This is a genomic window from Corynebacterium striatum ATCC 6940 (genome assembly GCF_000159135.1).
In the GTDB taxonomy this organism is placed as follows: Bacteria; Actinomycetota; Actinomycetes; order Mycobacteriales; family Mycobacteriaceae; genus Corynebacterium; species Corynebacterium striatum.
In genome coordinates this window covers 143,028-153,952 of record NZ_GG667519.1, presented here as the reverse complement: position 1 = coordinate 153,952, position 10,925 = coordinate 143,028, and the positions used below count along the sequence as shown (strand labels likewise).

Below are 10,925 nucleotides of genomic sequence, written 5' to 3'. Positions count from 1 at the left end.
GGCGTTAAGCTAAAAAGCTGTCTCTTATTTCCTTATGTGTTTTGAGGTCTAATCATGCGCCGCTATGTTTCCTTACTCTGTGTTGCTGCCCTAGCGCTTTCTGGCTGCAGTAATTCCGGAAAAGACGACTCCGCTAAAGAAACAGAGAAGATGTTCAATACGATGGTGCCGCAAAGCGCAGCAGAGGCGGGTTCCCAAGAATCCACGGCGTCAGAAGAATCGAAGAAACCAGCGGTGGTCGTTGAAGACGGCATCTTGAAGATGACAGGCAAGGTTGTAAAGAAGAAAGGTCGTGAGACCCTAGGCTCGCATCCTGAATCCGGTATCTCTGAAAGCGAGCTCAATGGCGACTATTGGATCCTCGAATTTGACGCACCGGGGGAGATCACCGGGTACAAGGCAGGTCACAAGGAAACCCGTGTGGTCGATAGCGGCTTCCTTGCATCGCACTACGGCGCGGACGAGGAAAGACGCGAAAAGGCAGAGCCGTGGGTGGGTAAGCATGTGACGGTGTCGATCGCTGCTAACAACGTTGGTTGGCAAAGTGATCCCTCTTTGCCGATCGGCCCGCTTCGTGTGGGCACCGGCTTTGAAATCGAAGCTGCTGAATAGCAAGAACTCCTAATGGCTTTCGGGGAGCCAAAGGCAGTTTCGCCGATTAGTTCTTGACCGGAGTAACGCGGCCAGCCCGCCAATCCATGAAGGCGATGGCGGCGCAGAAGATGTTGAGCACGGCGCTGGTGCCCAGAGTAAAGGTGCCGATCTTGTACATGGTGGTGCCGGCGGCATCGAAGTTGTTGAAGATAAAAAGCCAGCAGATCCAGCCGATGAGTGCGGTCAACGCAGCGAGGGCGGATAGTCCGCGTAGGCCACGTGCGGGGCGTTCAGATGGGGCGAAGGCTTTGTGCGCGGCGTCGACAAGAATGGCGAGCGCAACGAGGATACTCACGGTGCCGGATAGCCACGTGGGCAGCAGGGCAGAAGTGCCAAGGACTACCGGGAAGATGAAAGATAGCGCCACCAAGACGAATGCCACGGCATGTAAAACGGTGCTACGGCCCTGATATGAAGCAAACATTTAGGCCTCCTTCTTCTGAGCATCTGCTTGCATGGCAAGCACTTCTGCGCGGTGTGGCGGCTGTGCGCCCTTGCGGGAGACAGTAATCGCAGCGGCTGCCGCGGCGAATTCCAAAATCTCTTTCCAGTCGTATTCGCTCAAGTGAGTGAGATCTTCGGCCGCGAGGTTGCGGCGGGCGATCTCTGTGAGCAGCGCGCCCATGATGGTATCGCCCGCGCCGATGGTGTCGGTGACGTCGACATTGACGGACGGCACATCGAGCCGGGTCGTGCCAGCGCGCAACGTGAGGCCCTCGCCGCCGCGGGTAACCACCACGACGGGAACCTGCTTGAGGGCCTGCTTGCCCAGGAATTCCACTTCTTCCTCAGAAAGCTTCAGCACGGTGACGTGGACGAGTAGCTCGTTGAGGAAGGCCTTGTGCTCATCGTTGGCATAGAACGGGCGGATATTCGGATCGAGCGCCACGATGCTGCCCTGCGCCGCGAATTGCTTGAGCAGTTCTCCATAGCGCGAAGCACCTGGCTCCAACGCGAGGGAAACAGTGCCGAAGTAGGCAATCTCGGCGTCGGAAAGCGTGGGCTCAACCAACCTATCTGCCGTGCCCTCCGTGTAGAAGGTATAGGACGCCGAACCATCATCGCCGATGCTGGTCACTGCCAAAGTGGTGGGCTCTGGACCGCGCTGGACCATAGACGTGTCCACGCCTTCCTGCTCCAGCCTTTTCACCAGCGCGTTACCGAAACCGTCGGTGGAAAGGCGCGACTGGAAGCTGACCTCGCCGCCCAGACGCGCCGCCGCGATGGCCACATTGAAAGGCCCGCCTCCCAGGGCAGGCGTGAGGTCCTGCAAGCTGTCTGGGGCGACGGGTACGAGGTCGACGAGTCCTTCGCCACACACATGGATCTTCATGAATTCCATAGTATCGGTGATATGAACTACCGTCCGAACTTTCACATCGCACCACCCCTCGGCCGCCTCAATGATCCCAATGGCGTGTTCCTCGACGGCGATACACTCCACGTGTATTACCAGCATGACCCTTGTTTTCCTTATGCCAGCAAGCGCACGGGTTGGGGGCATGCTTCCACGCTGTTGAGCGTCCCTGGGCCCTGGCAGCATCACCCGGATGTGCTGTACCCGGACATGCCTTATGACATGCATGGTTGCTACTCCGGTGGGGCCGTGGTCGACGGCACTGACGTGTGGCTTTACTACACGGGCAACCTCAAGCGCGATGGGCGCCGCATTCCCTCGCAGAACAGGGTGCGCGTGCTTGACCCATCAGGGCCCGAGGGTGGCATCTACCAGCGCGATGCCGGAAATCCGCTCATCCCTGACGCGGAGGAGGGCTTTACCGGGCACTTCCGCGATCCGCAGATTTCGCGCGACGAACATGGCTGGCGCATGGTCATCGGCGCGCAGCGCACGGACGAGACGGGCACGGTGGTGCTCTATCGCTCCACGGACCTGGAGGTCTGGGAGTTTCAGGGGGAGCTTAATTTTGCGCTTTCCGACGCCCTCCCAGGGCTTAGCCCCAACATCCTCCCGGGCGGGTACATGTGGGAGTGTCCCAACTTGGTGACCCTGACGGATAAGGCAACCGGTAAGGACAAGGACGTTTTGGTTTTTTGTCCGCAGGGCCTGGAACCCGTGAGCGTGGACGGGCAGACTCACTACGCTTCCTCCGATCAGTGCGGTTACGTTGTTGGTCGCCTGGAAGGAACCACTTTCCACGTTGAACGCGGCTTCAGCGAGTTGGATTATGGTCATGAGTTCTATGCGCCGCAGCTCGTCGGCACCGGTGACGGCGAGGCTGTGATGCTGGGCTGGATCGGCCTGCCTTCCCAGGACGATAAGCCGACGGTCGACGAGGGCTGGGTGCATACGCTTTCCTTGCCGCGCCGAGTGTGGCTGGAGGATGGCTGGCTGCACCAACTCCCGGTATGGAAGTCCATTCCGGAGGCGAGTGGCCGCGAGGGCTTTGGCACGACCACGAGCGTGGTGGCCTCGCGTGGTGGGCAATACAGCCTGGTTGACGCGGCGGGCACCGAGCGTCTGCAATTTACTGCGGGCGAGGGGCTGCTGCGTGTAAAAGTCGGCGAAGATGAACGCGTTATCGCTTGCCCGGAGGGGGAACTCGTGGCCATCGCCGATGGCTGCGCGGTAGAGATTTTTGCCGGCGGTGGGCACGTCGCCGCGGCTGCTAGCGTGTTTGGTGAAAACGATGCTCGCTGGAGTGGATGGCGCGAGATATAGAGAGGGAGGCTGAGGGGGGGAAGCGGATTTGGTGACCGATTGGAACCCAAGAAAAGGTGAATTCTCCCTCATTTATGCCCGAATGGTTGGTTTTCTTTCCGGGTGATGTATTTAATAGAGGTTAAGGACAGTTAGCCCGCATCACTAGGAAAGGGATCCACCTATGGATCACAAAGAAGTCGCCGCGCGGACGCTCAAAGCATTGGGTGGCGAAGACAATATCGTTGGACTTGCGCACTGTGCCACCCGCCTGCGCATGGTTCTCAAAGACACCAAAGAAGTAGACACCAAAGCACTCGAGAGTGACCCTGACCTCAAAGGCATCTTTGAGGCAGGCGGCATGTTCCAGGTGATTGTTGGTCCGGGCGACGTTAACGTCGTCTACAAAGAAATGACCGGCATGATCCGCAAGGACGTCGCCGTTTCCACTGATGAGCTCAAGGACATTGCCGCAAACTCTGGCAACTGGTTCTCACGGGCCATCAAGGTTCTTGCAGACATATTCGTTCCGCTGATTCCGATTCTGGTCGGTGGTGGTCTGCTGATGGCCCTGAATAACGTTCTTTCTGCCGAGGGGCTTTTCGGCGACCAGTCCGTTATTCAGATGGCCCCAGCGCTGAAGGACGTTGCCGGTCTTATTAACCTGCTGGCCTCTGCGCCGTTTGCCTTCTTGCCGATTTTGGTCGGCTTTACAGCCACAAAGCGTTTCGGCGGCAACGAGTTCCTCGGTGCCGGCATGGCGATGGCCATGGTCATGCCGGACCTGGTCAACGGCTACAGTGTGGCCGAGACTATCGATGCCGGCGAGATGACCTACTGGAACATCTTCGGCCTCGACGTCGCCCAAGCAGGCTACCAAGGCTCCATCCTGCCGATCCTGGTCATCGCCTGGATCTTGGCAACCATTGAGAAGTTCCTGCACCGTCACCTCAAAGGCACGGTGGACTTCATGCTCACGCCACTTATCACCCTACTGCTGACAGGATTTATTACCTTCGTTGCCATTGGCCCGTTCCTGCGCACCGCGGGTGAGTGGCTGGGTGTTGGCCTTGCCAACCTCTACGACTTCGCCGGTCCGGTGGGTGGCTTCCTCTTCGGTCTGGTGTACTCGCCGATCGTTATCACTGGTCTCCATCAGTCCTTCCCGCCGATCGAGTACATGCTGTGGGATCAGGGCGGATCCTTCATCTTCGCGACGGCCTCCATGGCCAACATCGCACAAGGTGGCGCAGCCCTCGCTGTCTACTTCCTTGCACGTAGTGAGAAGCTCAAGGGCTTGGCCGGTGCTTCCGGTATGTCCGCTTTGTTCGGCATCACCGAGCCTGCGATTTTCGGTGTTAACCTGCGACTGCGTTGGCCGTTCTACATCGGCATGGGTGCCTCGGCAATTGCCTCGACGCTCATCGCACTCTTCGATGTCAAGGCAACCGCGCTGGGTGCTGCCGGCCTCATCGGCTTCGTGTCCATGCGCCCGAATGACATCATGCAGTTCTTCATCTGTGCGATTGTCTCACTCATCTTGGCCTTCGGTGTGGCCTTTGCCTATGGTCGCTACCTCATTTCTAAGAATGGCTCCATCGACTCGGATGAGGTTGGTGCCGTCACAGAGACGAGTAGCGATGTGCCGTCCGCTACTGCGGCCCCCAACGCCTACCGTGTGGCTTCGCCGCTGACCGGCAGCGCTGTGGCCCTCTCTGCCGTCTCCGACCCGATGTTCGCTGCGGGCAAGCTGGGCGCTGGCGCTGCCATCGAGCCCACCGAAGGCCGCCTCGTTTCCCCGATTGACGGCAAAGTTACAGTGACTTTCCCTTCGAAGCACGCGTACGCCGTGCGTGGTAAGGATGCCGAAGGTAACAACGTTGATATCCTCATGCACATCGGCTTTGACACCGTGAACCTTAAAGCCGAGCACTTCACCTCTCACGTTTCCAAGGGCGATGAAGTCAAGGCAGGCGACCTTCTCTGCGAGTTCAATATTGAGGCCATCAAGGCCGCTGGCTACCCGGTGACAACCCCGGTCGTGGTGTCCAACTCCAAAAAGACGGGCCCAGTCCTGCCGGCCTATCACCCAGGTGAGGACATCGCTTTCGGTGACGCGCTGCTCACCGTTGACCCCAAGGTCACGAAAGAAGCGGCCGCGTCCCCAACCGCTAGCTAGATAAACGCTAACGCCGCATCCCCGCTACTGAACCTAGGGTTCGGAGCGGGGATGAGGCGTATAAGCGGTTGCAGACCATGGGGCAGGAATACCTTGGTGAAGCAGACAGAATATGTCTTCTGGCTTAGTGTGTATGCCGTTGTAATGACTGGAAAACGATAGCTGCGCCGGCCGGGCACAAGCCCAACCGGCGCAGCCAGTCTCTCTTTAGGTTCCTACGGGGTAGGAAGGTCCTCGCTTAGGCGAAGAACTTGCGGCGTGCGGCGAAGGCGCCGGCGGCAACCATTGCAGCTACGGCCAGAGCGGCCAGAGCCTGTGCAACGGAGTTGGAGCCGGTCTCAGCGGACATACCACGTGCGGCTGCCGGGGCAGCGCCCTCAGCGAGCTTACCGCCCTGGGCGATAACTTCATTCTTGTTAGCGTTCAGCATCTGCTCGGAAGCAGCCTTCTCCTCAGCGGTCGGCTGCTGGTTCTTGCGTGCCTCGTCCTTGACGTAGGTCTTGCCATCCTGGGACAGGTACCAGGTGATGCCACCGATGATCAGTGCAGCGGGCAGCGCCAACCAAGCGAGCTTCTTCGCGTCGAAGCCTGGCTTCTGAGGATCGGACGGGGTCTCAGACGGGAAAGCCTTTGCGTAAGCGTCACGCATCTCGGGGGTAACTTCCACGTTGACCAGGGCTGGATCGTTGACGTAAACCGACGGATCCTTCATGCTCTGGTACCAGGTGTTGCCCTTAGAGTCTTCCTTGGTGGCAGGTGCAGGGATACCCTCAGGATCCTTCTGGTCTCCGCTTGCGTCCGGAGTCTCGGAACCCTTCTCTTCATTTACAAGAGCTTCAGCCTGTTTGTCACGGGCCGCCAGAGCCTGTTCCTTGGTCAGCACAAGTGCTTCCTCGCCGAACTTGGGACGGGACTTGTAGACGTAGCCCTCCTTGAAGTATTCGACGCCGTCCACCGTGATGGTCTCAGGATCGGGGATGCCTTGTGCGTTGGGGTCGCCAGTCATATCCGTAATCGGTGCATCCTCAACGGGTGCCGGGATCTGAGCTTGAGCAACAGCTGCGCCACCAAAGGCGAGTGCGCCGGTCAGGACAGCAGCGGTCAGGGTCTGTGGCAAACGCTTCATGTGTTTCTCCTTCGGAAATATGGGAAAGCGCAAAAGTGTCTTTCGCGACGCAAATAACAGTAGTCACAGAATTCTCAGTTGTCACACAGAAATCAAAAATTAACTGTATTTTTCATGCGTTACAGCTGTGAAAAATTAGCCTATTAGAATGGTTGTGCGACTGGATTTGCACTGAGGGGAGTTAAAGTGAGGTTTATATGTGCAGAGTGTGCCGATAATTTTGGTGACCGCGTGTGTGTCTGTGTATTCGAAAAACGGAGCCAAGGGGGTAAGCGGGTGTACTGGCGAAAATAAATGTGAAGGTAGGGGGCGTCGACAAGCGTCGAGCAGCGTTTTGGTAAGGGCGCTGGCGTGTGGTTGAATGTATAGGTTGCAAAAGCTGGTCGGCCCGTAGCGGTGCGTTTCCGAACCGCCGGACCGAGACCCTTCGGCATAGTCCGTTGCCAAGGCTTGAGCATCGCAAGTTTGTAGACCGCGTGCGGCAAGGACGGAAATCTTACCGCACATCAATCCAGGTCAGGAGACCCATAGTGATTCAGCAAGAATCGCGTCTGCGTGTCGCCGACAACTCTGGTGCACGTGAAATTCTGTGCATCCGCGTTCTCGGTGGCTCCGTTCGACGTTTCGCTGGCATCGGTGACGTCATCGTCGCCACTGTCAAGGACGCCGTCCCAGGCGGCAACGTAAAGGAAGGCGAGGTCGTTAAGGCTGTCGTCGTCCGTGCAAAGAAGGAGACCCGTCGTCCGGACGGTTCTTACATCGCTTTTGATGAGAACGCAGCTGTTATTCTGAAGGGTGACAACGAGCCACGCGGTACCCGTATCTTCGGCCCGGTTGCTCGCGAGCTTCGTGACAAGAAGTTCATGAAGATCGTTTCTCTCGCACCGGAGGTGATCTAGTCTTATGAAGATTCATAAGGGCGATATGGTGATTGTTATTTCGGGTCCTGACAAGGGCGCGAAGGGCAAGGTTATCGAAGCATACCCGAAGCGCGACAAGGTCCTCGTTGAGGGCGTTAACCGCGTGAAGAAGCACGTTGCTAACTCCGCTACTGAGCGTGGCGCCGAGTCCGGCGGAATCGTTACCCAGGAAGCACCGATCCACGTTTCTAACGTTGCAATCGTTGACTCCGAGGGCAACCCGACCCGCGTGGGCTACCGTTTCGATGAGAACGGCAAGAAGGTCCGCATCGCACGTAGCAACGGGAAGGACATCTAATCATGAGCGAGAACTACACTCCGCGTCTGAAGACCCGCTACCGCGAGGAAATCAAGAAGACCCTAAATGACGAGTTCAACTACGACAACGTCATGCAGATCCCAGGTGTCACCAAGGTCGTCGTCAACATGGGTGTTGGTGAGGCTGCCCGTGACTCCAAGCTGATCAACGGTGCCCTCGAGGACCTCACCGCGATCACCGGCCAGAAGCCGCAGCTGCGTCGCGCAAAGAAGTCCATCGCAAACTTCAAGCTGCGTGAGGGTATGCCAATCGGCGCCCGCGTCACCCTGCGTGGCGACCGCATGTGGGAGTTCCTGGACCGCCTGCTGACCATCGCGCTGCCGCGTATTCGCGACTTCCGCGGTCTGTCTGATCAGCAGTTCGACGGCCACGGCAACTACACCTTCGGCCTCACTGAGCAGACCATGTTCTACGAGATCGACATCGACAAGGTTGACCGCCCGCGTGGTATGGACATCACCGTCGTTACCACCGCTACCAACGATGAAGAAGGCCGCCGCCTCCTCAAGGAGCTCGGCTTCCCGTTCAAGTAAAGCGGTTTAAGCTTTTCGCCCTCACCTTTTGGTGGGGGCGTTTCGCTTTATTTAGGACTCATTTCATCGCCCGCGAATCCGGCATTAAAGATCGCCAAGCGCAATACCTCAAGAAGATTGACCGTTGGAGACATCTAACGGTGCTTCTACCCCGGTAGCGTCTGCAGCAGTTATACCTTCAAACTGCCAGCCCACCACTGCATTACGCACGGAGGCTTCAAGGAGGTTGGGCGGCTGAATGCAGCTGATGGTGAGAAGGCGGCCTGGCATGGGGTCTTCGCCCCAGATTGCAGAGTCTTCGGCGAGGCCTTCTTTTACTGGGTCGTGCATGTCGGTGGCGCTGTAGACCAGCCAGTTGTCGCCGGAGTTTGCAGTGCGCAGGTAAAGCTTGTCGCCGAGGGCGACCTTGTGCTTGTTTGCGCCGCCGTCGTAGAGGTTGTTAAAGACAGCGGGAACGCCGGCGCCGGTGTGACCGGCGATGACGGTGATGTCTGGTGCATTAGTGCCAGGCAGCGAATATGGACGGTCCGCGGCGGTATACGTGCAGGCCTTGCTCATCGTATCCGGATTAATCGCGCCGTTTTTGACGCGGCAGGAGCCATCTTCGAATTCGGCATGGACCTCGATTGCAGGGATGAACATCTCAACAGCGGCGGAGGGCTCAATGACTGGAGCAGCTGCCACAGGGACTTGGTTGCTCTCTAGTCCTTCAGGAGGATCGACCACGCGATGCATCGTGGCGGCAAGGGTTGCACTTGCAAGCGCCGCACTCGCAAGGACACCAACCGTAATACGGAACTTGCCCGAGCTGGACCACAAGTGCAGTACGCGAGTATGGGGCGCCGGCGTGTTCGTTTTTTGTGCGCGGTGGCGGCCACCCTTGCTTCGCGGCTTTGGTCGGGGGTTGTGCTTTTGGCGGTTGGGTAGTGTCTTCGGCGCTGTTGATGTTGATGTCTTCGGCGTCGTTGGGGGAGTGCGCCGCACGTAGGTGGGCTCGCCGTCGGGGTTGCCGTTGCCAGCGCGGCGGGTATCGATGGGTCTGCTTTTGATGGGGCGGCGCTGTGTGCTGGCTCTGGTACTGCTGCTGGCACTGTCTGCCCGGGGGCGCGTGTGATCTGCGTTGTGAACTGGCAGATCGTGAGGATTACGCGGGGGCATAGGCGGCGGCTCCAGGAGGTGAGGGAGGTGGGTTCTAAAAGTAAGTAAATATTCTAACCAACTCTAATCCTTGGCAGGCGTTGAGCAGTAATAGCCGCAGAATATACCCAGGTGTGGTGGCTGCAAAGTTGTTGGTGTGGATGGGCTGTTCGCTGTAGTGTTATCGCCGTTATATCTCTAGGTAAAGGAAGTTTCGTGTCTCTCAACGAATCTGCTGCAGCAGCAATCAAGAAAAAGGTGACTCTCCTCGACGAGTCATTTGGCCGCTTCGCCGTCCGCGCAATTCTCGCCGGCGTCTACCTCGCAATCGGTACTGCTTTCGCTGCGGTTCTGGGGCAGGCCGTCGAAAAGCATGCAGAGGGCCTCGGAGCTCCTGTCTTCGCTCTGTTCTTCGGCCTTGGCCTTTTTGCCATCGTTATCCTGGGCGCCGAACTGGCTACCGGCAGCATGATGTACGTGGTCTATGGCGCCATCAGCAAGCAGGTTGGTTGGGGCAAGGGCCTGTGGTTGCTCATCGTGACCACGTTCTTCAACCTCGTCGGTGCGGCTCTTTTCGCAGCGGCAATGGGCATGTCTGCGAAGCTCGGCCATATCGACCCGACCCACCTCATTTCCACCTTGTCCATGGGCAAGCTGGAGAAGGGCCCTGCAGGCCTGTTGGTTGAGGGTTTGCTCGCCAACTTCGTGGTCAACATGGCCATCGTCGGTGCTGTCTTTGCCAAGGACATCGTTTCGAAGTTCTTCGTCATCGTTCCGATTATCGCCTGCTTCGTGGGCATGGGCCTCGAGCACGTTATCGCAAACTTCTGCCTGATGACGCTAACCTTCTTTTGCTCCACCCCACTGCCTGACGGCTTCACCTTGGGTGCTGTGCTGACCAACTGGTCCCTGGTGTGGATCGGCAACGTCATCGGCGGCGGCTTCCTCATCGGCGGCGTTTACGCCTGGCTCAACAAGGGCCCTGAGGCTTACCGCGACTAATCATCATCTTCTGCCCGCAGGATGCGCATTGCAACGACGAGTTCCGAGGAATACTCCCGGAGCTCGTCGATTAGGTTTTCACCCACAGCGCGCAGCTCGACGTCGTCGACAGGCTCCAGTGCATCGAGGATGAAAAGCGCCGCGGTGGTGTCGTCGTGCAGCGCCGTGCGGGTGCATTGGCGCCAATTCCAACGGCGGCAGGTGACGCCGTTCGCATCGAGCCAGACCACCTCGCCCGGCTCAGGATGCTCGGTTACAGGCTCGCCTTTGTCCATAGTGGCGAAGTTCTCAGCACCGGTAGCTCGCACCAGCTGTGGAGCGGATACATAGGCGTTCAGGTCTTCGCCGCCGAAGGGGATCTCATAAGTCACGGACAGCGAGTTATAGATGTCCGTG

Annotated in this window: 12 protein-coding genes; 7 read left to right on the top strand and 5 right to left on the bottom strand. The window is 58.3% G+C overall.

What is annotated here, in order from left to right; genetic code table 11:
* The first annotated feature begins 150 nt into the window (after positions 1 to 150).
* Positions 151 to 612 carry a hypothetical protein gene (locus tag HMPREF0308_RS00620; RefSeq protein ID WP_005527731.1) on the top strand — a complete coding sequence of 154 codons (462 nt, stop codon included), beginning with the start codon at positions 151 to 153 and terminating at the stop codon, positions 610 to 612.
* A 46-nt stretch (positions 613 to 658) separates the two neighbouring features.
* On the opposite strand, the gene HMPREF0308_RS00615 is transcribed toward HMPREF0308_RS00620, so the two are convergent.
* Both HMPREF0308_RS00615 and HMPREF0308_RS00610 read right to left on the bottom strand, forming a co-directional pair.
* Positions 659 to 1,078 carry a hypothetical protein gene (locus HMPREF0308_RS00615; RefSeq protein ID WP_005527730.1) on the bottom strand — a complete coding sequence of 140 codons (420 nt, stop codon included), beginning with the start codon at positions 1,076 to 1,078 and terminating at the stop codon, positions 659 to 661.
* The gene (locus HMPREF0308_RS00610; protein WP_034656510.1) at positions 1,079 to 1,987 is read right to left on the bottom strand and encodes a carbohydrate kinase family protein; all 909 of its coding nucleotides are present in this window, start codon (positions 1,985 to 1,987) and stop codon (positions 1,079 to 1,081) included.
* A 21-nt stretch (positions 1,988 to 2,008) separates the two neighbouring features.
* Here HMPREF0308_RS00610 and HMPREF0308_RS00605 point away from each other — a divergent pair, with 21 nt between their 5' ends.
* Both HMPREF0308_RS00605 and HMPREF0308_RS00600 read left to right on the top strand, forming a co-directional pair.
* Entirely contained in the window at positions 2,009 to 3,334 is a 1,326-nt protein-coding gene (locus HMPREF0308_RS00605; protein ID WP_005527728.1) for a glycoside hydrolase family 32 protein, read from the top strand.
* Positions 3,335 to 3,497: 163 nt separating this feature from the next.
* Positions 3,498 to 5,492 carry a sucrose-specific PTS transporter subunit IIBC gene (locus HMPREF0308_RS00600; protein ID WP_005527727.1) on the top strand — a complete coding sequence of 665 codons (1,995 nt, stop codon included), beginning with the start codon at positions 3,498 to 3,500 and terminating at the stop codon, positions 5,490 to 5,492.
* A 238-nt stretch (positions 5,493 to 5,730) separates the two neighbouring features.
* Here the strand turns inward: HMPREF0308_RS00600 and HMPREF0308_RS00595 are convergent, their stop codons facing one another.
* Positions 5,731 to 6,618: a hypothetical protein gene (locus HMPREF0308_RS00595; protein ID WP_005527726.1), complete on the bottom strand. Its 888-nt coding sequence runs from the start codon at positions 6,616 to 6,618 to the stop codon at positions 5,731 to 5,733.
* 530 nt (positions 6,619 to 7,148) lie between these two features.
* Here HMPREF0308_RS00595 and rplN point away from each other — a divergent pair.
* Genes rplN through rplE form a run of 3 tightly spaced genes read left to right on the top strand, consistent with a single transcriptional unit; the run spans position 7,149 to position 8,390 of the window.
* Positions 7,149 to 7,517, top strand: a complete 369-nt coding sequence (rplN, locus tag HMPREF0308_RS00590) for a 50S ribosomal protein L14 (RefSeq protein WP_005527725.1) — start codon at positions 7,149 to 7,151, stop codon at positions 7,515 to 7,517.
* Between the two features lie 4 nt (positions 7,518 to 7,521).
* Entirely contained in the window at positions 7,522 to 7,836 is a 315-nt protein-coding gene (rplX, locus tag HMPREF0308_RS00585) for a 50S ribosomal protein L24 (protein ID WP_005527724.1), read from the top strand.
* A gap of 2 nt (positions 7,837 to 7,838) precedes the next feature.
* Entirely contained in the window at positions 7,839 to 8,390 is a 552-nt protein-coding gene (gene rplE / locus HMPREF0308_RS00580) for a 50S ribosomal protein L5 (RefSeq protein ID WP_005527723.1), read from the top strand.
* Between the two features lie 108 nt (positions 8,391 to 8,498).
* Here rplE and HMPREF0308_RS00575 read toward each other — a convergent pair whose 3' ends face one another.
* A complete protein-coding gene (locus tag HMPREF0308_RS00575; protein WP_236251919.1) occupies positions 8,499 to 9,209 on the bottom strand; it encodes a sortase family protein in 711 nt (236 codons plus the stop codon).
* A gap of 534 nt (positions 9,210 to 9,743) precedes the next feature.
* Between HMPREF0308_RS00575 and HMPREF0308_RS00570 the strand changes: the two genes are divergently transcribed.
* Complete coding sequence (locus HMPREF0308_RS00570) at positions 9,744 to 10,529, top strand: formate/nitrite transporter family protein (protein WP_005527721.1); 786 nt, start codon at positions 9,744 to 9,746, stop codon at positions 10,527 to 10,529.
* On the opposite strand, the gene HMPREF0308_RS00565 is transcribed toward HMPREF0308_RS00570, so the two are convergent.
* The coding region (locus tag HMPREF0308_RS00565; protein ID WP_005527720.1) for a B3/B4 domain-containing protein at positions 10,526 to 10,925 on the bottom strand (400 nt) is incomplete at its 5' end. The genes HMPREF0308_RS00570 and HMPREF0308_RS00565 overlap by 4 nt on opposite strands.

Coding starts and splice junctions, on each gene's coding strand:
- HMPREF0308_RS00620 (WP_005527731.1), top strand. CDS start 151: ATGTTCAATACGATGGTGCCGCAAAGCGCAGCAGAGGCGGGTTCCCAA.
- HMPREF0308_RS00615 (WP_005527730.1), bottom strand. CDS start 1,078: ATGTTTGCTTCATATCAGGGCCGTAGCACCGTTTTACATGCCGTGGCA.
- HMPREF0308_RS00610 (WP_034656510.1), bottom strand. CDS start 1,987: ATGAAGATCCATGTGTGTGGCGAAGGACTCGTCGACCTCGTACCCGTC.
- HMPREF0308_RS00605 (WP_005527728.1), top strand. CDS start 2,009: ATGAACTACCGTCCGAACTTTCACATCGCACCACCCCTCGGCCGCCTC.
- HMPREF0308_RS00600 (WP_005527727.1), top strand. CDS start 3,498: ATGGATCACAAAGAAGTCGCCGCGCGGACGCTCAAAGCATTGGGTGGC.
- HMPREF0308_RS00595 (WP_005527726.1), bottom strand. CDS start 6,618: ATGAAGCGTTTGCCACAGACCCTGACCGCTGCTGTCCTGACCGGCGCA.
- rplX (WP_005527724.1), top strand. CDS start 7,522: ATGAAGATTCATAAGGGCGATATGGTGATTGTTATTTCGGGTCCTGAC.
- rplE (WP_005527723.1), top strand. CDS start 7,839: ATGAGCGAGAACTACACTCCGCGTCTGAAGACCCGCTACCGCGAGGAA.